Source organism: Fusobacterium sp. IOR10 (assembly GCF_010367435.1).
GTDB lineage: Bacteria > Fusobacteriota > Fusobacteriia > Fusobacteriales > Fusobacteriaceae > Fusobacterium_B.
On sequence record NZ_WJWY01000004.1, the window covers coordinates 25,918 to 49,064 of the forward strand.

At 27.0% G+C, this 23,147-nt stretch carries 22 protein-coding genes; 7 read left to right on the forward strand and 15 right to left on the reverse strand.

Going from position 1 to position 23,147, the window contains the following annotated elements; genetic code table 11:
- Positions 1-4: 4 nt before the first annotated feature.
- The 6 genes from GIL12_RS01495 to GIL12_RS01520 all read right to left on the reverse strand — a co-directional run bounded on the left by GIL12_RS01495 (position 5) and on the right by GIL12_RS01520 (position 7,598).
- A complete protein-coding gene (locus GIL12_RS01495) occupies positions 5-2,170 on the reverse strand; it encodes a Tex family protein (protein ID WP_163468409.1) in 2,166 nt (721 codons plus the stop codon).
- Positions 2,171-2,313: 143 nt separating this feature from the next.
- Positions 2,314-2,574 (reverse strand): 30S ribosomal protein S16, encoded by a 261-nt coding sequence (gene rpsP, locus GIL12_RS01500; RefSeq protein ID WP_163468411.1) that lies wholly within the window; start codon positions 2,572-2,574, stop codon positions 2,314-2,316.
- Between the two features lie 48 nt (positions 2,575-2,622).
- Positions 2,623-3,975, reverse strand: a complete 1,353-nt coding sequence (ffh, locus tag GIL12_RS01505; protein ID WP_163468413.1) for a signal recognition particle protein — start codon at positions 3,973-3,975, stop codon at positions 2,623-2,625.
- 13 nt (positions 3,976-3,988) lie between these two features.
- Positions 3,989-4,300 carry a YlxM family DNA-binding protein gene (ylxM, locus tag GIL12_RS01510; protein ID WP_163468415.1) on the reverse strand — a complete coding sequence of 104 codons (312 nt, stop codon included), beginning with the start codon at positions 4,298-4,300 and terminating at the stop codon, positions 3,989-3,991.
- Positions 4,301-4,354: 54 nt separating this feature from the next.
- Positions 4,355-5,020 (reverse strand): CoA pyrophosphatase, encoded by a 666-nt coding sequence (locus tag GIL12_RS01515; RefSeq protein ID WP_163468417.1) that lies wholly within the window; start codon positions 5,018-5,020, stop codon positions 4,355-4,357.
- Positions 5,021-5,132: 112 nt separating this feature from the next.
- Complete coding sequence (locus GIL12_RS01520) at positions 5,133-7,598, reverse strand: AMP-binding protein (protein ID WP_163468419.1); 2,466 nt, start codon at positions 7,596-7,598, stop codon at positions 5,133-5,135.
- A gap of 224 nt (positions 7,599-7,822) precedes the next feature.
- Between GIL12_RS01520 and GIL12_RS01525 the strand changes: the two genes are divergently transcribed.
- Positions 7,823-8,131 carry a hypothetical protein gene (locus tag GIL12_RS01525; protein WP_203522467.1) on the forward strand — a complete coding sequence of 103 codons (309 nt, stop codon included), beginning with the start codon at positions 7,823-7,825 and terminating at the stop codon, positions 8,129-8,131.
- A gap of 1 nt (position 8,132) precedes the next feature.
- Positions 8,133-8,735 (forward strand): lysine exporter LysO family protein, encoded by a 603-nt coding sequence (locus GIL12_RS01530; protein WP_163468421.1) that lies wholly within the window; start codon positions 8,133-8,135, stop codon positions 8,733-8,735.
- A gap of 9 nt (positions 8,736-8,744) precedes the next feature.
- Here the strand turns inward: GIL12_RS01530 and GIL12_RS01535 are convergent, their stop codons facing one another.
- The 7 genes from GIL12_RS01535 to GIL12_RS01565 all read right to left on the reverse strand — a co-directional run bounded on the left by GIL12_RS01535 (position 8,745) and on the right by GIL12_RS01565 (position 17,472).
- A complete protein-coding gene (locus GIL12_RS01535) occupies positions 8,745-10,007 on the reverse strand; it encodes a DUF1015 domain-containing protein (RefSeq protein WP_163468423.1) in 1,263 nt (420 codons plus the stop codon).
- Between the two features lie 116 nt (positions 10,008-10,123).
- A complete protein-coding gene (locus GIL12_RS01540) occupies positions 10,124-11,332 on the reverse strand; it encodes a sodium/glutamate symporter (RefSeq protein ID WP_163468425.1) in 1,209 nt (402 codons plus the stop codon).
- Positions 11,333-11,356: 24 nt separating this feature from the next.
- On the reverse strand, positions 11,357-12,334 hold the full coding sequence (locus GIL12_RS01545; protein ID WP_163468427.1) for a TAXI family TRAP transporter solute-binding subunit: 978 nt from the start codon (positions 12,332-12,334) through the stop codon (positions 11,357-11,359).
- Between the two features lie 185 nt (positions 12,335-12,519).
- Positions 12,520-13,893, reverse strand: coding sequence for a sigma-54 dependent transcriptional regulator (locus tag GIL12_RS01550; protein ID WP_163468429.1), 1,374 nt, complete (start codon positions 13,891-13,893; stop codon positions 12,520-12,522).
- Positions 13,894-15,876, reverse strand: coding sequence for a transporter substrate-binding domain-containing protein (locus GIL12_RS01555; RefSeq protein ID WP_163468431.1), 1,983 nt, complete (start codon positions 15,874-15,876; stop codon positions 13,894-13,896).
- Positions 15,877-15,904: 28 nt separating this feature from the next.
- Positions 15,905-16,825 (reverse strand): NAD(P)/FAD-dependent oxidoreductase, encoded by a 921-nt coding sequence (locus GIL12_RS01560; RefSeq protein WP_203522469.1) that lies wholly within the window; start codon positions 16,823-16,825, stop codon positions 15,905-15,907.
- A gap of 20 nt (positions 16,826-16,845) precedes the next feature.
- A complete protein-coding gene (locus GIL12_RS01565; protein WP_203522481.1) occupies positions 16,846-17,472 on the reverse strand; it encodes an MBL fold metallo-hydrolase in 627 nt (208 codons plus the stop codon).
- A gap of 167 nt (positions 17,473-17,639) precedes the next feature.
- Here GIL12_RS01565 and trmL point away from each other — a divergent pair, with 167 nt between their 5' ends.
- The 5 genes from trmL (at position 17,640) to GIL12_RS01590 (ending at position 21,654) form a co-directional block, all read left to right on the forward strand.
- Positions 17,640-18,098, forward strand: coding sequence for a tRNA (uridine(34)/cytosine(34)/5-carboxymethylaminomethyluridine(34)-2'-O)-methyltransferase TrmL (trmL, locus tag GIL12_RS01570; RefSeq protein ID WP_163468434.1), 459 nt, complete (start codon positions 17,640-17,642; stop codon positions 18,096-18,098).
- Between the two features lie 5 nt (positions 18,099-18,103).
- A complete protein-coding gene (locus GIL12_RS01575; protein ID WP_163468436.1) occupies positions 18,104-18,568 on the forward strand; it encodes a dihydrofolate reductase in 465 nt (154 codons plus the stop codon).
- Positions 18,569-18,666: 98 nt separating this feature from the next.
- Positions 18,667-19,944: an OmpP1/FadL family transporter gene (locus GIL12_RS01580; RefSeq protein WP_163468438.1), complete on the forward strand. Its 1,278-nt coding sequence runs from the start codon at positions 18,667-18,669 to the stop codon at positions 19,942-19,944.
- A gap of 45 nt (positions 19,945-19,989) precedes the next feature.
- Positions 19,990-20,553: a TetR/AcrR family transcriptional regulator gene (locus GIL12_RS01585; protein ID WP_163468440.1), complete on the forward strand. Its 564-nt coding sequence runs from the start codon at positions 19,990-19,992 to the stop codon at positions 20,551-20,553.
- A 162-nt stretch (positions 20,554-20,715) separates the two neighbouring features.
- Positions 20,716-21,654 (forward strand): nitronate monooxygenase family protein, encoded by a 939-nt coding sequence (locus tag GIL12_RS01590; protein ID WP_163468442.1) that lies wholly within the window; start codon positions 20,716-20,718, stop codon positions 21,652-21,654.
- 42 nt (positions 21,655-21,696) lie between these two features.
- On the opposite strand, the gene GIL12_RS01595 is transcribed toward GIL12_RS01590, so the two are convergent.
- Positions 21,697-22,722, reverse strand: coding sequence for a hypothetical protein (locus tag GIL12_RS01595; RefSeq protein WP_163468444.1), 1,026 nt, complete (start codon positions 22,720-22,722; stop codon positions 21,697-21,699).
- Between the two features lie 24 nt (positions 22,723-22,746).
- The gene (locus GIL12_RS01600; protein WP_203522471.1) at positions 22,747-22,935 is read right to left on the reverse strand and encodes a hypothetical protein; all 189 of its coding nucleotides are present in this window, start codon (positions 22,933-22,935) and stop codon (positions 22,747-22,749) included.
- Positions 22,936-23,147: the final 212 nt, after the last annotated feature.

The following is a 23,147-nucleotide window of genomic DNA, read 5'->3' on the forward strand; positions in this document are numbered from 1 at the left end:
ATAATTATTTTGTCTTCCTTGTTAACCCAACTCTTTGTCTGTTCATATCAATGTCTTTTACTTTTACTTTTATTATTTGACCAACTGAAAGTACTTTACTAGGATCACTTATAAATCTGTCTGAAATTTCAGAAATATGTAATAATGCATCATTTTTTAATCCTATATCAACAAAGGCTCCAAATTTAACTACATTTCTTACTGTTCCTTCTAGTTCCATACCTGCTTTTAAATTATCTATTTTTAATATATCTGATTTTAAAAGGGGTCTAGCTAACTCATCTCTAGGATCTCTTCTATCCTTAATTAAAGCATCATAAATATCTTTTACAGTTTCATTTCCATATTCCTTTTCCTTTGCAAAATTTTCTATGTTAAATGCTTTTAATTTCTCTCTACTTTCATCTAATTTTTCTCTATATTCCTTTAAAGAAATATTATTATTTTCTAGTATTTCCTCTGCTATTTTATAAGACTCTGGATGTATTATAGTACTATCTAAAATATTTTTACCATTTTCAATTATTAAAAATCCAGCCATTTGTTCATAGGCTTTTTTCCCAACACCTTTTACTTTTAATAACTGTTTTCTGTTTTCAAAATTTCCAAATTCTTTTCTATGTTCCACAATATTTTTAGCTATATTCTTTTTTATCCCTGATACATGTTCTAACAATGCCCATGAAGCTGTGTTTACATTTATTCCAACATTATTAACAACAGATTCTATTACTTCATTTAAAGATTCTGTTAATCTTTTTTGATCAACATCATGTTGATACATTCCAACACCTATTGATTTAGGATCTATTTTAACTAATTCTCCCAAAGGATCTTGTATTCTTCTTGCTATTGAAATAGCCCCTCTTACTGTTACATCTAAATCTGGGAACTCTTCATTTGCAAGTTTTGAAGCTGAATATACTGATGCCCCTGCTTCATTTGTAATTATATATTTTGTATCCTTTTTAGCTTCCCCTATAACCTTTGCTACAAAACTTTCTGTTTCTCTAGAAGCTGTTCCATTTCCTATTGAAATAATATCTATATCATATTTTTCTATATACTTTAAAATCTTATTTTTTGTTATTTCTAAATTTTTAGGAGAATCCATTGCTTCCACTAAACGAAAAACATCATTGGCAACATAAAATCCATTTTTGTCAACTATAGCTACTTTGCAACCTGTTCTATATCCAGGGTCTAGTCCTAAAATATTCTTTTCTTTTAATGGTGGTTGAAGAAGAAGATTTTTTAAATTTTCTTTAAAAATATCTATAGCTTCTATCTCACTTTTATCTGTTAAAATATTTCTTACTTCTCTTTCTATTGAAGGAAGAATCAGTCTATCTAAAGCATCTTTAACTATTGATTCTTGAATTTCTTTAAGTTCTTTATTTGAAAATCCAGCTAAAAGTATATTTTCTATTTTAGTTCTTATATTATCTTCTGTTTTTATATTAACTTTTAATATATTTTCCTTTTCCCCTCTATTAAGTGCTAACACTCTGTGAGATAATATAGTTTTTATTACTTCTGAATATTCATAATAATCTGCATAAACTTTTTTTTCATCTAATTCTTCTGCTTTTTTAGTTTTTTTAGAATATACTATCCCTTCTTTCAATAAAATATTTCTTATTCTTTCTCTATATTCAGCTTGTTCAGATATTCCTTGAGCTATTATAAGTTTAGCACCCTCTACAGCTTCTTCAACTGTTGGAACTTCTTCATTAATATAATTTTTTGCATTATTTAAAAAATCATTTAAATCCTTTGCTAAATACATATATTGAGATAATGGCTCTAATCCTTTTTCTATAGCTTTATCTGCCTTTGTTTTTCTTCTTTTTTTATAAGGTAAGTATAAATCTTCCACCTCTTGTAATTTTCCAGATGATATAATTTTGTTTTTTAAATCCTCTGTTAATTTTCCTTGTTCTTCTATTGAAGATAAAACTTCCTGCTTTCTTTTTTCTAAATTTCTTAAATATGTTACTAATTTTAAAATATCCCCTATTTGATTTTCATCAAGATTTCCAGTAACTTCTTTTCTATATCTAGATATAAAGGGAACTGTTGACCCTTCATCTAAAAGTTTAATTGTACTTTCTATTTGAGAACTTTTAATTCCTAATTCTTTACTAATAATTAAAAAAAGATTATCCATATTTACTCCTTCACCAAACTATAACTGATATTTAATAAAACTATATTATTATATCATATTTTGATTTCTATTTCTATTTATAACATTTATCAAAAAAGACAACCTATAAAGGCTGTCTTATTCTTATTTATAGTATTTTGTTACTATTTTTTTAATTCTTCAAATTTAGCCCAAATTCCAGCTTTAGTTAGTAAAGATTTTACTGTTCTTGTTGGTTGTGCTCCATTTTTTAAGTGTTTTAAAATTTCTTCTTCTTTTAATTCAACTCTAGAATCTTCTAAAGGAAAATAGTTTCCTAAATATGCTATTGCTTTACCGTCTCTTTTTGATAAATTTTCCATAGCAACTACTCTGTATATTGGATTTTTGTTGCTTCCTAATCTTGTTAATCTTATTTTTAACATTTTCTCACTCCTTAGTTTTTATTTATTTTAATACTTTTTGTTAGTTATTTAAAAAAATTTATTTTTGCCTCTACCTATTCCCATTGGCATTCCTCCACCTAAATTAGGCATCTTACCTGAACTTAACATCTTCATCATATTTTTCATTTGTGAAAATTGTTTTAGTAATTTATTAATATCAGAAACATCTGTTCCACTACCCTTGGCTATTCTAATCTTTCTACTAGCCTTTAGTATATCTGGTTTTTTTCTTTCTTGTAATGTCATAGATTGTATAATTGCTTCTGTTTTTTTCATTTCTTTTTCTGCTGGAGCTAAATCTCCTAAATCAGAATTCATTCCTGGAATCATTTTCAATATACTTCCCAAGGGTCCCATTTTTTTTATTGTTTGTAGTTGTTTTAAAAAATCATTTAAATCAAATTGTTGAGTTTTTATCTTCTCTTCTAGAGATTTAATATCCTTTTCATCTACAACTTCTTGAGCTTTTTCAACAAGAGAAACAACGTCTCCCATACCTAAAATTCTTGAAGCTAATCTTTCAGGGTGAAATAATTCTAAATCTGCTATTTTTTCTCCAACCCCTACAAATTTTATAGGTTTTCCCACAACTGATTTAATGGAAAGGGCAGCTCCTCCCCTTGTATCTCCATCAAATTTTGTAAGTACTATCCCATCTATACTTAATTTATCATTAAAATTTTTAGCCAAATTAACTGCGTCTTGACCTATCATAGCATCAACTACCAATAATATCTCTTGTGGTCTTACAGCTTTTTTTATGTCCCCAAGTTCATCCATTAGATGTTCATCTATATGAAGTCTTCCTGCAGTATCTATTATCATATATGAATAATTATTTGCTCTTGCTTGTCCAAATGCTTTTTTAGATATATCAATTGGATCTTTATTTCCCTCATCTATATAAGCTGGTATATTTATTTGTTTAGCTAGCACTTCTAATTGTTTCATAGCAGCTGGTCTGTATACGTCAGCAGCTACTAAATAAGGAGTTTCTCCTTCTTTCCTAAGTCTAGCTGCAAGCTTTGCTGCAAAAGTGGTTTTACCAGCACCTTGTAATCCTGCAAGCATTATTACTGTTGGATTCTTAACTCCCTTAGTTAATCTTGAATTTGTTCCTCCAAGAAGCTCAACTAGTTCATCATTTACAATTTTTATAAATTGTTGACCTGGGTTTATCCCTTTTAAAACTTCTGTACCTATTGCCTTTTCTTGAATTTTTTTTATAAAGTCTTTAACAACTTTATAGTTTACATCTGCTTCCAGTAATGACATTTTAACTTCTTTCAAAGCTTCTTTTATATTTTCTTCACTTAATTTTCCGTGACCTCTTACTTTTTTAAAAATATCTTGAAATCTATTTCCTAAATTCTCTAACATATTTTCTCCTAATTTAATTTAATTCATCAATGATTTTTTCTAAATTGTCCTTTTCAAAATTTTCTCTTAAATTTAAAAGTTTTTTATAAATCATTCTATCCTTTTTATAAAAACCTAGTTTTTCTTCATATGTTTTTAAAATCTTAATCCCTCTTTTTATATTATCATGGACAGCTTGTCTTGTTATCCCATTTTCTTCTGCTATTTCTGTAAAAGATAAATCTTTATCAAAATATTTAATTAGATATTCTTTTTGTTTTTCACTTAATAATGGTTTGTAATACTCTAAAAGTATTCCCATTTCAATAACTTCATTTAATTCCATATAATCACCAAGATATTATAATAATTTTTCCATCCTTTGTCAAGCATTTTATATTTACAATTCAATTATTGTTTTTATATTTTTACAAATGCTATCTATAATTTCCCCTGTAATCCCCCAAATCATTTCTCCATCATAGGGATATAAAAATATTCTTCTAGCTTTCCCCCATGGTTTGCAATACATTATTGGTAATCCTAATTCCTTTGCTGGGAAGTTTATATTCTTTCCGTCCCTATTAAAAGAAGGAACATTTTCAACCATAAGCTCTTTTATTATTGGTTTGTTCTTTAAAAAATAACTTAAAGGAACTAAAAAAACCTTTTCAACTTCATCTCTATTTATATTTAATTCATTTAAGGAAAAATCCTTTATAAATCCAATATTAACCTGCACAATTACTCCTGTTGGAATAACTAAAGTTCCATATTTCCTTCTTTTTGTAATTCTGTGACTTTTTATTCCTATTTCTTCAAAGGTTTCCCTTAGGGCTGTTTCCATAGAAACTTTGTCTTTTTTATCTTTCACTCCCCCTGGGAAAGATATTTCTCCCCCTTGACTTATTTCCTTTGCTCTTTTTTCAAATAAAATATTTATCTCTCCATTAACTTCACAAAATAAAACTAAAACTGAGGAATTAACATTTCTTTCGCTTCCTATGATTATATTTTCAGACTCTTCATTATTAAAAAATTTTTCAATTATAATTTTGTTTAACATAAATTAGATCACTTCCTTGCATTATATATTATAAATATAATTTTACCATCTTAAAAGCAGAATATCCATATATTTTAAAAAAGAATCTCCATTTTTAAATGGAGATTTCTTTTTATTTTTTTTCTAATTCATTTTGGATAATTTTTTGAATTTTATCACTAAGTTCATCATATGTAGCTTCCATTTGTGGATAGACTTTTTCTAAAAATTTAATCTTAACTTCTCCTGATTTTGGATATTTTACATTTCTAGGATATAGTTCATAAGCTCCATCTATTACAAATGGTTGAATAGGAATATTTAACTCCATTGATAAAATTGCAAAAAACTTCTTGAATTTATTTAATTTACCATCATTTGTTCTTGTTCCCTCTGGAAATATAACAATATTCTTACCATTTTTCAATGCCTTTGCTAACATTTGCATTGATCCTATAAGATTTTTATTAATATCTACTAAAATAACATTGGAGTTTTCCCCTATAACCTTCATATATTTTTTCTCAAAATGTTTTAATTTTGCAAAATAATAAGTTTTGTCTAGAACTTTATTTGGTAAAGCTTGATTTAAGATAAATGCATCTAAAAAACTTTGATGATTCCCTGAAAAAATAACTGATTTATCTTTTTCTAATTTATCTAAGCCTTCCTTATTTAATTTTATATAAAATGTAAAAAAAGCTTTTAGTATATATTTAAATATTTTACCAATTTTGTTAGATTTAGGTAACTCTTCTAAGGGTAAATTATTTAATCTATCTCCCCAATTAAGTTCCACATCTAAAATTTCATTTGAATGCTTTGCCACATATTTAGATAGACCTTCCACTGTACAATGTTCTGTAAATATTTTTTCATCTATAATTACTCCAAAGTTAGCTTCTATATAGGATACAAATTCAACTATATCAAGGGAATCCATTCCTAAATCCAATTCAAAATGTGCACAAGGGGTTACCTTCTTATTTTTTAAATTTTTTATATAATTTGAAATTTTTAAATACTCTTCAAAAGTTGGTTCCTCTAAATTAGTTATTTTTTCTTCCTTTTTGGTAATTAGATCCTTTAACATAAATCTTCTTACTTTACCTATTTTTGTTTTTGGAAATTCTTCCTTACTTATTTTAATATCTAATATTTTCCTATATTTAGGAGCTATTTTATTATATTTTTCTATTATTCCTAGTTTAAAAGTTTCAACAATGTTTGTAACCTCATTTTCATGTAACTTATAAAAATCAGGATGTATTAATGCTGTTAACTTCCCTTCATAGTCCATTATTGCTATTTCCTTTATTAACTGGCTTTGGCTCATAATTTCTCTCTCTATTTCTATGGGGTTTATATTTTTACCATTGGAAAGAACTATCATCTCTTTTTTTCTTCCTGTTACATATAATTGTTTCCCTCTAACTTCTCCTAAATCACCTGTATGAAACCATCCTTCTTTATCTATTGCTAAAGCTGTTTCTTCAGGTTTGTTGTAGTAACCTTTCATTACGTTTCTTCCTTTAACAACAATTTCATTATCTTCTAAAATTTTAACTGTAATTCCTGACAATATTACCCCAGCTGATCCTGGAACTATTTTCCCAGTAGGTGTGAAGCTTATCATTGGTGCTGTTTCTGTCAAACCATATCCTTCACATATATCTATTCCTAAGGTTATAAAATCTCCAGTTACCTTAGCATCTAATTTAGAACCTCCAGAAACTAAAAATCTTATATTCCCTCCTAGTTCCATATGAACTTTTTTAAATATTTTTTTTCTTATATTTTTATTTGAAATTTTTTCTGCTATTTTAAATATTCCCCTTGTTAATTTTTTAGAATTAATTTTATCCATGATTTTTTTATGTAAAACTTCCCATAATTTTGGGACTCCAACTATCACTGTAATTTTATATTCCTTTAAAGCTTCCAACATAGCTTGGGAAGATACTTCTTTTAAAAATACTAATGTAGCTCCCTCTACCAATGGTAATATTCCAGAGCCTAATAGGGGTAATATATGGTGCATTGGAAGAAGACCTAATATTTTATCCTCTGAAATATACATTTTATATTCCCTAAGTCCTTCTATATTAACTAATAAATTATCTAAAGTTAGCATAACTCCCTTTGGTTTTCCAGTTGTTCCTGATGTGTACAGCATAATTGCAACCATATTAATATCATTTAGCTCAACTTTTAAATCAGTTCCACTGTAATCCATAGGTATATCTTCAACAATTAATATTTTTGTATTTTTTTTTGATAAGAATAGGGCCTTTTCCACTTCTTTTAATTTTTTCTTTGATGTAAATATATATTTAGGACTGCAGTCTGAAATATAATATTCTAACTCTTCCCCTGTAAAACTAGAATCTATAGTTACACATGTTCCTTCTTTATCCCATATCCCAAAAAAACTATAAATTAATTCTGGTCTATTTTCCATAAAAATCATAACCTTATCTTCTTTTTTTATGTTTAACCTTTCCCCAAATGATTTTGAGTATTTTATAATTTCTTCATATGAAATTTTATATTCATTATATATAATTCCAATTTTGTTATGCTTTTTTAAAAATATCATTAGGTTGTCTCCTTAAAATTTATTAATTTTATTCCATTAAAAATTATATCATATTTCCAATACTTTTAATATATTTACACTCTAAGTACCAATTCATATTTTGAACTTTGTTATATTATATCATAACACTATTATATTATAACTATATTACCTCTAATTTATATTGACTTTTTTCTTTAAATAATATAATCTATTAATTATTGTCACTTGAAGGAGGTAAACTTATGAGACAAATCATTCTTTATGTACTTATCCTTATTTTAGGAGCAACTTTAGTTAGAAAAAAATTGATTCCTTCTTTTATAAAAAAAAGACTTGGAATTTTACAAACAATTTCCCTTTTTATACTTTTAGGAACAATGGGCTATAAAATAGGTATAAATGAAACTATTATTAAAAATTTTAAAAACATTGGATTTCAAGCAAGTATTTTTGCCATTTCAACATGTGTATTTAGTGTCTTAATCACATTTATATTATTTAAAATTTCAAAAATATTTTTAAAAAAATCTAATATTGAAAAAAGGGGGTAAAATGTTAGGAATTATAATTTCAATTATTTCAGGGGGACTTTTAGGTTATTTTTTTCAAAATGACTATTTAACAAAAAATAGTGATTCTTTAGTTAGTGGTGGACTATGTCTTTTACTTCTTTTTGTTGGAATGGATATTGGAAATAATCAATCTCTTTTTTCAAAACTTTCTAAATTCGGAAAAAAAATTTGGTTACTACCAATTGGAACTATAATAGGTTCTTTTATAGGAGGATACATAGCCTCTTATATTACAAGTGTCCATTTAGGGGAAGGTATTGCAATTAGTATGGGACTTGGATGGTATTCTTTATCTGCTATAGAACTTTCTAAAATTAGTGCTGAACTTGGAAGTCTTGCTTTTTTAACCAATGTTATTAGAGAAGTTTTAGCTATTTTAACTATTCCCCTTGTTGCTAAATATATAGGACATTTAGAGTCTGTTTCAGTGGCTGGAGCAACATCTATGGATACTTTGCTTCCAATTATAAATAAAAGCACTTCCCCTGATATTGCTGTAATTGCTTTTTTTAGTGGAATAACTTTGTCCACAGCTGTTCCATTTTTAGTAACTGCTGCAATCGCTTTTTTCCATTTAGCTTAAATATTTTAGTTATTTTATTTCTCTACACTCTAAGTAATAACGTTTTTTACTAGCTTCCCCCATGGAAAAACTTTTTCTAGGAAGAACTCCCTTTAAAATAATTGTTTTAAATAAGTCTGATTTTTTTATTGTGTCCAAAATTATTCCCACTTTTCCATTTTTAGATAGTTCTATTGTTTCCTTTTCCCCATGAATATAATCTAAAGAACCTCCAAATTTTTCTAAATACTCATCTAAAAATATTTGTATACTTCCCACAGTTAAATTATGAATTGGATTTTTTATCTCCATCTTTTTTTTCTTTGAATCCTTTACAACAACTATACTTTGAGAAGAAAAAGCACTGGTTTTATTTTCATTACAATATTCTTCCAATTTATTTAAAAAATGATCCTGGTCAATATTAAAAACCAATCTATGTATTGCTTGAAATTTTAAAGAATCATCATGTAAATTATTTAATTCCACCAAGGGAAATCTTACTGAACTTTTTTTAGCTGCCTCTTCACCTAATTTCTCTTTTAATTTTTCATAACAACTTTTTGCTGCTGCTAAAGAATGGTTTCCATCTCCCGTTGCAAATAAAAATGGTGATATGTCTTTCATTTTATATTTTTCTTGAAAATACTTTTTATCAACTAATTTGGATAATCTGTTTTCAATTAATTTAATCTCTTTTTCACCTAATAAATATCCTTCTATATGACCACCTTTTTTCATAAGATTAAAAGAATACAATTTTTTTAATGTCTCTTTTTTATTTGAAAAATATTCTATTATTTCTTTTTTTTCATCATCTATTAAAACTAATATATGAGGTATATCTATACAAGCTCTTTCTCTAATCTTAACTCTTGGGGGCAATCTATTTACAACTGTTCCTTCTGTGGCTCTTATTAGAGAGTCTGACCCAGCATTAAAATCATATTCTTCTAAGTCCAATGCTCCAATTATTCCCTTTCTAATACTTCCATCTATTAAGGTTCTTTCCACATAAAACATAGACTCCTTATATTCATCAAAAATATTATTATCCAAATACTCTTTCATTTTAGAATGTATTTCCCTTACTTTGTTATCAAAATCAATCTTTTCTAAATATACTTCTGGAAATATAATATTATATGCAGAATTATAATCTTTAGTTATTTTAGACACATCATCCCAATATTTAATATTTGATGTAAATTGATCGCAGGCAAGTGTACTCCATTTTTCTAAGTTTTCTTTAGGTAATAATATATTTGTTTTATAAAAACCAACATTTTTCATAAATATGCTCCTTCTTTTAATATTTTTTAATCTAAATTATACCATAGTCTTTAAAATTAAAAAACCACCAACTTGCATTGGTGGTTTTAATATATATATATAATAAATAAACGGGCTTATCTGTAGAAATTTAAGAACGATGTTATTATAACTGCGTTAGTTAAATTACATATTAATCCACCTAGTAGCGGAACAATAAAGAATGCTAATTTAGAATATCCAAATTCATCACAAACTGTTTTCATTGTAGCCATTGCAACTGGTGTAGCTCCAAGTCCAAATCCATTATGTCCAACTGCCATTACAGCTGCATCATAATTTTTACCTAGGAATCTAAATGTTAATTGAGTTACAAATAAGTAAGCTAATATAACTTGACAAATTAACATAACTACCATTGGAATTGCTAATCCAGCTAATTGCCATAACTTCATTGTCATAATAGACATTGTTATAAACATTGCCAAAGATATTTCTCCAATTATATCAACAGATTGGAATACATCAGGACTTTCTCCATATATTTTTTCATAGAAATTTCTTACTAATAATCCACCAACCATACACATTACATGAATTGGTAATTTTACACCTGGAACAGCAGCTTTAAATAAGTTAAAGAAAACTGATCCAATTCCTATAGCTAAGAACATTAAAGAAACTGCAAGCATTGATCTTTTAGGATCAACCAAAGTTTTAAGTTTGCTTTCTTTTTCCATTTCTTCAATTTCTTCAGAAGAAAACTTTCCTTTAAGGTCATATTTTTCTACTAATCTTTTACCTAATGGTCCACCTACAATACATCCTGCAACAAGTCCAAATGTTGCTGCTGCTAGAGCAACTTCCATTGCTCCTGTTGCTCCCATTGCTTCTGCAACTGGTGCAAATGCTGCTGCATTTCCATGTCCACCTGTCATAGGTGTAGAACCTGTCATTAAAGCTATTAATGGATCAATATTAAATAATCTTCCTACTCCAATAGCTAAGAAGTTTTGTAGTATTTCCAATATAGCTACTAATATTGTAAATATTACAATTAATTTTCCACCTTTTTTAAGTAGTTTTAATCCTACTGCTGCACCTGCTGCTGCAAAGAAAATACAATAGAAAAACTTATTAATAACACCTTTATCAAATGAAAATTGAATTATTCCAGTATTATGTAGTATTAAAGCAATTACTGCAAATAATAATCCACCTACAACTGAAGCAGGAATACAGTATTTTTTCAAAGTACCAAATCTTCCTCTTAAATAATTTCCTATCCATATTAGTAATACTGTAAATCCAACTGTTTGAAACATGTCAACTTTAACGCTCAACATAAAACCACTCTCCTTATCTCTTTTTTATTTTAAAATCCCCTTTTCTTTATAATACTTAATTGCCCCATTATGAAATGGAATTTTTATATTTTCTAAAGAATTCTCTAAAAAAACATTCCTTCTAATAACTTCGTGTTCATTTTTTAATTCATCTAAATTTTCTATAATACTTTTTGTTATATCATATACTACCTTATCTGATAATCTAGCATCACAAATAACTATATCTTTAACACCAACAGTATAAACATCTTTTTTTAAATTATAAATTTTTTTGTTTATAATCTCTTTATGAAAAAAAGCATGGCTATCCACCAATTTTTTTATTTTATCATTACTCATGGAAACAAATCCTATATCTATTTCCTTTTGTAAATTTGTTATAACTGGATTGGGAATACCATTAGTTAAAAATATTGCATCTAAAACTCCTTTTTTTAATTGTTCTACCAATTCTCCAGGAGAGGCATATGTTACTTCAGTATCAGAATAATTCATATTATGAACTTCATATATCAGTCTGGCATTTAATTCCACACCTGAATTGTAAACTCCTAACCCTACTTTCTTGCCCTTTAAATCCTCAAATTTTTTTATATTGGAATTTTTTCTAGTTATTATTTGTACATAATTGTAATGAAGACCCATTATACATCTTAAACCCTTAGCTGCTTCTCTGTTTTCATATGCTCCAGTTCCTTTATAAGCTTGAACCACTGAATCTGACATTGCTATAGCTATTTCAACTTTGTCATCTAAAATTAAATCTATATTATCACCTGATCCACCTGTTGATCTAACAGAACAATTATATCCTGCTTCTTTTATGAATCTTGAAAAACTAAGACCTATGGGATAAAATAAACCACTTATTGGAGCGGTACCTATTGTTATAAATTTCTTTCCTTGTGTACCACCCTCCCTTGTTTCTACTCCTAAACTCGTTAAACTTAAAATCATTAATAATAATATTAATAATATATTCTTTTTTTCACATTTCATTCTCCCACCACCCTTTTATAAAGCAATTTCCGTGCCACTTAATATATTTTTTATAACTTATGCTTTTATCTGGAATAATTTTTCCTGTTTTAAAACTAATTATCCTGAAATAACTTAATACGGCAATTTTTTCCCTTCCAACCGGAAAAAATTGCCGTATTTCTGTGAAAGGGAAAAAAGTTCCCTTATAACTCGTATTCTTTTATTTTATTACGAAGGCCCCTTTCGCTAATGCCTAGCATTTCTGCTGTATTTTTTTTATGTCCATTATTTTTATTTAGACATTTTTTTATTAAAATTCTTTCTGCATCCTTTAAAGTTAAACCAAGTAAATTATCCAACTCATTTACATCATCAGAAGTAAATTTATTCTCATATACATTTTTTTTTATTCCTTCTAACACATTATAAGGAAGTGAATCATAGTCAATTTTATCTGTACTTGTTAATATAACTCCTCTTTCTATTATATTAGATAACTCTCTTACATTTCCAGGATAGGTATAATCTAGTAAAAATTTCTTAGCTTGAGTTGTTAATCCTGAAATATTTTTATCCATCTCTTTATTATATACCTTTATAAAATGTTCAAATAAAAGAGGTAGATCATCCTTTCTCTCCCTTAATGGTGGTATTTTAATTTCTAAAATATTTAATCTAAAATACAAATCCCTTCTAAACATTCCATCTTTTACCATTTTTTTCAAATCTTTATTTGTAGCTGATATTATTCTTACATCTGTACTAACAACTTCATTAGAGCCTAAAGGAATAAATTTTTTATCCTGAAGTACTCTTAACAATTTAGATTGTAAGGTTAAACTCATATCTCCTATCTCATCTAAAAAAATAGTTCCTCCATCTGCATACTGGAATTTTCCAACTTTATCTGCAATGGCATTTGTAAAAGTTCCTTTTTTATGTCCGAAGAATTCCTCTTCTAAAAGTCCTTCAGGAATAGCAGCACAATTAACTTCTACAAAATTTTTATTTTTTCTCTTTCCAGAAAAATGAATAGCCCTAGCAACTAATTCTTTTCCAGTTCCACTTTCCCCTGAAATTAAAACCCCTGTATCTATATCCTTTAATCTTTCTATAAGGGAAAATATTTCTCTCATAGCTTTGCTTTTTCCTATTATTCCCTTATATTCATATCTATTTTTTAATTCTTCACTTAAATACTCTACCTTTTCATTTAATTCTCTATAATTTAGAGCTTGTTCCACTGTTATATATAGTTCTTCTAAATTTAATGGCTTTGTTAAATAAGTATAAGCTCCCTTTTTCATAGCATCAACTGAAGACATAATAGAACCATAGGCAGTCATTATTATTACAACTATTTTTTCATCAATTTTCTTTATTTCATCTAATAACTTTAAACCGTCAACCTCTCCTATTTTCAAATCCAAAAGAACTAAATCTATTTTAGAATTTTTTATAATTTCTATTCCTTCACTTGGATCCATTGTTGCTTTAATTTCATATTTATCTTCTAAAGCATAGGTTAAAGAGGAGCAAATATATTTTTCATCATCAATAATAAGTATTTTTTTCACTTAAACCTCCTCAAATTTTATAATAAATTTTGTGAATTTTCCCTCTTCACTTTCAACAAATATTTCTCCATTATTTTTTTCAACTAATTGTTTAGAAACAGCTAATCCTATACCTGTCCCATTAATTTTTGTTGTATAAAAAATATGAAAAATATTTTTTAATTCCTTTTCTTTTAAACCAACACCATTATCAAAAAAGCTTAAACAAACTTTATCTCTCTCTCTATAAGCCTTTATATTTATGTTATAAACTTCTTCAACTTCAACTTTACTTTTCTTATCATTTATAGCATCTATAGCATTTAAAAGTATATTTATTATAACTTGTTTCAATTGATTTTTGTCTCCTTTAATTATTAAATTATCTCCAATGTTAGTTTCTAATTTAATATTAGATTTAAAAATTGTAGGTTTAACAAGTAAAACACAAGACTCCACTAAATTAAATATATTTATTTTTTCTATATTTATAGATCTCGGTTTAGAGTAATCAATTAAATTTTCTATTAGTTTACTTACCCTATCCACTTCCTTTGGCACTATTTCAACAAGTTCCTTCTTAAAAGTTTCATTGTCTTGCTTATAAGGAAGTATTTCAATATATGTTTTTATAGATGTTAGAGGATTTCTTATTTCATGAGCTATCCCTGCTATCATACTTGATATTGCAGCTTCTTTTTCCTTTTCAGCTGCCCTTTCTTTTAAAAGTTTTTCCTTTGTGGCATCCTCAATTGTTAGAAAAACCCCTATAACATTTTTTTTGTAATCCAATAACTGATAAATCATGTATCTAAAATAATACTCTTCCCCATCAATAATCTTTAATAAATCATTTGTAAAATGATTTTCCACATTATTTATTATTTTATCTAATCTATCATTTGTTACCATTTCTTTTATAATAGGTATGCTCTCTATGTTCTTTCCTATATAATCAAAGGATAGTTTAAACATTTCCAAGGTATTATTATTTAAAAAATTAACTTCCCCTTTTCTGTTTAAAATAATAATAGCTCTTGGACTATTTTCACAAATTATACTATTCAATTCTGTGGTATTTCTTATTTCTATAATTTTATCTTCTAATTTTTTATTTGACTCTAATAATTCAGAAGTTTTATCTTTAACTTTATTTTTCAATTGAAAATTCCAAAAGAAAGAAATTAAAAATATTATAATTAAAAAACATGCAAATAATGTAATTCTTGTCATCATTCTAGTTATTTTCTTTAATTTTTCTTTTTCAAAATTTTTAGTCCATTTATTATAAAGTCTTTCATATTCTCCGTTGATTTTAATACTTTTTAGTTCCTTATTTATTAGTTTAAGCATATTGTCTTCTAATAAAGAAACCCCTATATAGTAATTTATTGGGGCTGTATAACTATTTATAAGTTCATAATTTTCTTCTTCGTTATCAGAAACTAATAAATATTCTGCAACTTCTTTCACACCTATACTAAAATCTGCTCTATTCATTTTTAATAATTGAAATAGAGACTCTTGATCTAAAGTCACATTAAAATTAATTTTCTTTAAATTTTTTAAATACTCATATTCAGATGAATCTTTTTCAACAGCAACTACAAATGCTTCGTCTCCAAAATTATTTTTTATTCTAGTACTATTTTTTTTCAAAGTTACCATGCAAGTAGTTGATTGAAGAATATTATCTGAAAATTTCATTTTATTTCCCAACTGCTCTTTAAATCTAATTCCTAATATTAAATCTATATTTCCCTTATCTAATTCTTTTATAGAACGTTCTTTCCCCATAGATATATATTTAAATTTTATATTATTTCTTTCACCTATAATATTTAATAAATCTATATTAAGACCCTTATACTCACCATTTTCAATAAATTGAAAAGGAGGCATTTTAGGATCAATTGCAACCTTATACTCTTTTTTTATATTACTCCCTATTAAGCTCAAAGAATAAGTTATTAAAAAAAAGAATATTATTCCAACTTTTTTCACAATACTGTCCTCCCTCTCATGAGTATAACTATTTATTTCTAGTTAATAAATATTTTATAGCTTCCATTCCAGCAACTGTTCCATCACCAACAGCTGTTGTTACCTGTCTTGCTTTTTTACTAACAACATCCCCTGCTGCATAAATCCCTTCAACATTTGTTTTCATTGTATTATCTGTAATAATCAATCCATCCTCATCAAGTGTAGCAAATTCTCCTAAAAGTTCATTTGAATTTTTAGTTCCTAAGTAAAGAAAAGCATATTGAATTGAGTATTCTTTTTTTTCTCCATTTACATTAACCTCAGCTGTTTCTAAAACTCCATTTCCTTTTAACTGAATAACTTGAGAATTTAAAATTATTTCAACTTTTTCATTTTCATTTAAAGTTTTAAAAAGTTCTTCATTACAGTTTAATTTTTCTCCATTTACAAATATATATATTTTCTCTGAATATTTAGTTAAGAATAAAGCTTCCTCTGCTATTTCTTCCCCTTGTCCAAATAAAGAAACTATTTTATTTCTTGTAAAGGCTCCATCACAAGTGGCACAGTAAGATACTCCTTTTCCTAAAAATTCTGATTCTCCCTTTAGTTTCTTTTCACTATTTTTACTCCACCCTGTTGCTACAACTATAGCTTTAGTTTTTATATTAATTTTATCTGTTTTAACTACCTTTGGATCATCATAAATATCTATCCCTAAGAATGTTGCATCTAAAAATTCAGTTCCAAATCTCTTAGCTTGATCCCTCATTTGAGTCTTTAATTCTTTACCTGTTATCCCATTTGGAAAACCAGGATAATTATCAATTTGATGAGCCATTTGAAGACTTCCTATATCTTTTTTTTCTATAACTAAAACTGATAAATTAGATCTGCTTGCATAAATTGCTGAAGTTAATCCTGCAGGTCCACCACCTATCACAACTAAATCATATTTTTTTTCCATTATTCTCTCCCTGTACAAATTTATTTTACTATTCCAATTGTTTTTAAATATATTTTTTCTTCACCTATAGTTGTTGGTTCAGTATGACCACTATAAACAATTGTATCCTTTGGTAGTTTGCAAAGTTTTCTTAAACTATTAAATAGCATTTCTCCACTACTGTCTGGAAAATCATATCTTCCAAAACTTCTTCTAAACATTGTATCACCTGATATTAGTATTTTAGCTCTCTCACAGAAGAAACTTTTAGAACCTCTTGTGTGACCTGGAGTATCTATAACTTTAAATTCTCCAATTATATCATCCTCTTCAACTTCAATAAAATCTTCTTTATATTCAAAATCTATTCCAAAAATATAATTAGAATGATTTAATGTGGCGTCTCCTAAACATTTGCTGTCCTCTTGTCCTATAAATACTTTTGCCTTTGGATAAAGTTTTTTTAATAAGTTTAACCCACAAATATGATCTGAATGTCCATGAGTTAATACAATATATTTAATGTCTAATTCATTGGTTTTAATAAATTCTTCTAAAGCTCCTGTTCTTTCCCCTTCACAATCAAAAATATAAGCAATTTTATTTTCATCCCAAACTAAATAAGTATTAGTTTGAAATCCTCCAGTTAAAAACGTCTTTATATTCATCATAATCAAATTCCTCCTAAAATATTTTTATTATTATACACCTATAACCTATCATTTTTTAAGAAAAAAATAAAGTATTATTATTAGAATTTATATAAATAATATGATAGAATTATTATTATACTAAAATTAAAAAATAATTATTTTATATACTTTAGGAGGAAAAAATGAATATAGTTTTATATGAACCAGAAATACCTTATAATACAGGTAATATTGGTCGTTCTTGTGTGCTAACAAATTCGACTTTACATCTTATCAAACCCCTTGGATTTTCTTTAGATGAAAAACAAGTAAGAAGAGCAGGACTTGACTATTGGCATTTGGTTAAAATAGTAGAATGGAATAACTGGGAAGAATTCTTAGAAGCTAATCCAGATGGAAATCTATTTTATGCAACTACTAAATCTCACCAAAATTATTCTGATGTTAAATATAATGAAAATGATTTCATTATTTTTGGACCTGAATCTAGAGGTATACCAGAAGAAATATTAAAAAAGAATCCAGAAAGATGTATAACTATTCCTATGATTCCAATGGGACGTTCTTTAAATCTTTCAAATTCAGCAGCTATTATTTTATATGAAGCTCTAAGACAAACTAATTTTAACTTTGGAGAATAGAACTTATGGTAAATATTATTGTTGCTATGGACAACAATTTTTTAATTGGTTCAAAGGGTAAACTTCCATGGAATATTCCAGAAGACTTAAAGTTATTTAAAAAATTAACAGAAAATAATATTGTTATAATGGGACGAAAAACCTTTGAAAGTATTGGCAAACCCCTTCCAAATAGAATTAATATTGTAATTAGTAATACATTAAAAAATCATTGTGATGTGATAATATTTAATTCCTTAGAGGCTTCAATTTCCTTTGGAAAAAAATCAAATAAAGAAATTTTTATTATTGGTGGAGCTGAAATTTATAAGGAAACTATAACTAAAAATCTTGCTGATAAACTTTGCATTTCTCACATAAAAAAAACATATTACGGAGATACTTTTTTCCCAAATATTAATCTAGATAATTTAACAAAAATAAAAGAAATTAATTTTAATATGTTTGTATATAAAGAATACTTATTATAACCTTTTGGTTAAAAAACACTTGTAATTTAAAATAACATATGATAATATAACATGTGTTATTATTACACGTGTTATTTTAATTTTAGGAGGTTATTAATTTGAATTTAAAAAAATTAGGGATTGTTTGTTCACTATTATCTACAACTATTTTGGGATCTTCAATTGATCATGTACAAAATTACACACCTGAATACAATGCAAATCCCGCTCAACAAGGAGCTATAAATAAATCAGCCACGGTCTACTTCAATCCTGCAGGTATAATGAGGCTAGGAGAAGGCACGTATTTTACTGGGGGACTCCAAATTGCATTTGGAAAAGAAACTATGAAGTATGATAAAAAAACTGGAGACAAATCTAGCAACACTTATGATGCTGATTTGCTAGCTCCCATCCCTAATTTTGCAATATATAAAATACAAGAGGATAAAGCTTATTTCTTTACTTTTGGTCCTCAAGCTGGTGGGGGAAAGTTAGAATATAAAGATGGAGTCTCTGGAGTTAAAGTTTTAGAAGATACTGGTTATAAAGGAATGTCTGTTAAAGCTGGGGTCAACTCAGCAACTGGAGAAAATGTTTACGCCCAAGCTACTTTAGGTACTGCATGGAATGTTAATAGCAAACTATCCCTGTCCACTGCAGGTAAAGTTGTATATGGTTACAGAAAATTAAGTGCTGATTTAAAAGCAACATTAAATGATAGTATACCATTGGCTACATCTATTGATTCAGAAAGAACTGCTTGGGGAATTGGAGGACAATTTGGTCTTAACTATGCCCTTAATGAAACTTGGAATATTGGAGTAAGATATGACACTCCTATAAAAATGACATTTAAAACCAAAGCAACTAATAACAAAGATGTACATTTGAATCTAGGTTTTGATGCTTTTTTCCCTCAGTATGCTGATGGAGCAAGCTATAGAAGAGATTTACCAGGTATATTAGCTGTTGGTGCTTCACAAAAGATAAGTGAAAAATTCACAATTTTTTATGGTGGTAATTATTATTTTAATGAATCTGCAAATATTGATAGAGATGTTCCAGATCATTCTTATGAATATAAAAATGGTTGGGAAATTTCTTTAGGAACTGAATACTGGATCAACGATAAAATAGCTATTCTTTCAGGAATTAACTATGCTCAAACTGGTGCTAAGTCAGAAAGCTATTCAGATGTTGAATTTGCATTAAATTCAATATTAGTTGGAGGGGGAATAAAATATCTTCCTAGTGAAGATGTTGAAATTATCCTAGCCATTAGTCATTATTTTTACGATAGTAATTCCAATGACAAATATGGTAGTCTTGCTAATCCTTTAGTATATGAAAAAAATATTTCCTCAATTGGGGTATCATTCTCTAAAAAATTATAATATAAATATTAAATTCAATAAACTAATAAACAAAGGAGCAATTTTATGCCTAAAAAAGCAATTTTTAACAAAGAACAAATTTTTAATAAAGCATTTGAAATTTTTGAAAAGGAAGGTTTAAATGCTATAACAGCTAGAAATTTAGGGAAAGCTTTAAAAGCATCCCCTGCACCTATTTATGCTCACTATGACTCTATAACAGATTTAAAAGTTGAGCTTATTGAACATGCTAGAAACAGATTTTTAGAATATCTAAAGAAACCTTTTTCTCATTTAATCTTTCTTAATATTGGAATGGGAATATGTGCCTTTGCTAGAGAAAACAAATCTCTATTTTCATCTATTTTTTTAAGGGAACAATCCTTTGATGATTTAATTAGACAGTTTAGAGATACTACAAAAAATGAAATCAATAAGGATCCTAGATTTAGCGAACTTCCTTCTGACTTTAAAGATGATTTACTTCTAGATTGTTGGACTTATGCCCATGGCCTTGCAACTTTAATTGCCACTGGATTTTTCGAACCAACAGATAAAGAAATAAAAGAAAGGCTTTTAAAAGGGGCTGCAACTATGCTTTACAAAAGATTAGATGATTTCAAAAAATAAATAAGTAATCTAAAAACATTATAATGCATTTAAATTGAAAAATTTAAATGCATTATTTTTATGTTTTTTTGTACTTTTTGTTTTTTTTTAAACTTATATCTTTAAAAAAACTCCTAACAATGATATAATACAGGTGTAATTTTATAATATGGAGGTAATGATTTGATAAATATAAATGGTTTAAAAATAAGTGTCCCTATAATTCAGGGAGGAATGGCAATTAAGTGTTCCATGGCAAAACTTGCTGCTGCTGTGGCAAATGAAGGTGGAATTGGTGTTATAGCTGGTACTGCCCTTTCAATAAAAGAATTAACTGACGAAATCAAAGAAGCAAGAAGATTAATTACAAATAAAACAGGAGCTTTAGGGGTGAACATTATGTTCGCTGCTTCAAATTTTGCAGAACTTGCACAAGCTTGTATTAAAGAAAAAATAGATGTTATAATCTGTGGAGCTGGTTTTTCAAGGGATATATTTTCAATGGTTAAAGGAAGTGAAACTAAATTATTTCCTATAGTTTCTTCTTTAAAACTTGCTAAAATCTCTGAAAAATTAGGGGCCGATGCTATTGTTGTTGAAGGTGGTAATGCTGGTGGACATTTAGGAACTGATAAAGATTCTTGGGATATTATGGAAGAAATAACTAAAACTGTAAAAATACCTGTATTTGGAGCTGGTGGAGTTATTACCCCTGAGGATGCTGAAAGAATGCTTGCCCTTGGAACTGTTGGAGTTCAAATGGGAAGTCGTTTTGTTGCTTCTTATGAATGTGATGTTTGTGATGATTTTAAACAAATGTATCTTAATTGTAAAGAGGGAGACGTTGTTAAAGTAATGAGTTCTGTTGGCTTCCCTGCAAATGCTATTATTAGCCCCTTTGCTAAAAAGGTTTTAAACGATACAACACCTGCCCCAACATCTTGTGACAATTGTTTAAAACATTGTAATAGAAAATTCTGTGTTAATAATCGATTAATTGATGCTCATAAAGGAGATATGGAAAATGGATTGTTTTTCGCTGGAAGAGATGCTTGGAAAATAAATGATGTTCTTTCAGTTAAAGAAATATTTGATAAATTTAAACCTGTTTTCAATAAATAAAAAATAAAAATTCCTTCATTATTTTGAAGGAATTTTTGCTTTTTATATTAACTCTTTTAAATCTCTTATAATAATTTTATTAAATTCATTTCTCAGTATTTTCATTATTTCCTTTTCTTCATTTTTATAAATTCTTTTGTTTTTATATTTCTCCATAACCACATCATAATCTTTATAAATTTCAAAATATTTTGATTTTATAAAACTTCCCCCATTATTATCAAACAATTTATATGTTCCTTTAATTACCAACTTTTTATGCTCTGTTATTATTTCCTTATCTATTTTTTTCTCAACTGTAGTATCTTTAGAATATGTCCTACATTCTGAAAAAATCATATCCACAACATAATTATTTGTATTTATAGGGATAATACCCCTATATCCATTTAAATATACATATTTTTCTATTTCTCTGTTTTTATTTCTAGATGTAAAATCAATTAAAGATTCATTTATAATTTGATTCATATGGTTATAATGCCTAAAAGAACTGGTTAAGTAAACTTGTTTTGTAACTTGAAATTCCAGTGAAGAAATTATATTATAAACTCTATTGTTATTTATAAAACTATTTAGCCCTTTATAATAATTTATTTTTTCAATTTTTATTTTTCTAGGTAAATTTATTAAATTTTTACTATCATTAACAACATAATCTATAAATACTTTATTTATCTTAGCTCTAGAACTTATATAATCTTTAGAATTAAATTGAATGCTCTTTATTTTGTATTTTAGTTTAGAAGCTTCTTCATTTAATGTAATATAGGTTTTTAATCTTTCCATATCATAAACTGAATAGAACTTTTTCTTTAAAATATTATCTTTTTCTCTAGATATTTCAACTGCTTGTTTATTAAAATTTTCTATTCCAATTTGAGAATCAGGTATATATTTTAATCCACTTGCTAATTTTTCTATTCCAGAAGAAGTTACTCCATTTAAATTATATAATTTCAAAGCACTTTCTATTCTTTTTTCTCCAACATAAGTTGTAAGAGATGTACAACCACTGAAAACAGAAAATAAAATAATTGAAATTATTAATTTTTTTATTTTTCTCATATTTTTGTATCTCCCTTTTAAAATTTAATCAACTAAATAATATTTTACTGTACTTACAACTCTAACTCTTTTTATTTGAGGATTTCCTGAATCTCTTCCATATATAGAAAATTGTCCTTGAGTTGCTGATTTTATTTTACCAACTGAACTATCAGAATCCTTTGCAAATTGTTCTGCAACTAATCTTGCATTTTTAGTAGCTTCTTCTATCATTTTAGGTTTCACTTCATTAAGACCTGTGAAAATATATTCTATTGGAGTTGTTTATCCGTTCATTCTAATTAAATGATTTTTATATATTTTAATATATCCATAAATCATTTAAAATCATCTAACTATAAGACATTTTGAATTATATCATATTTTCCTGTATTTCAACATTGTTTATTAAATCATTTTCAATGTTGGAAAAATGTTGGCATTTC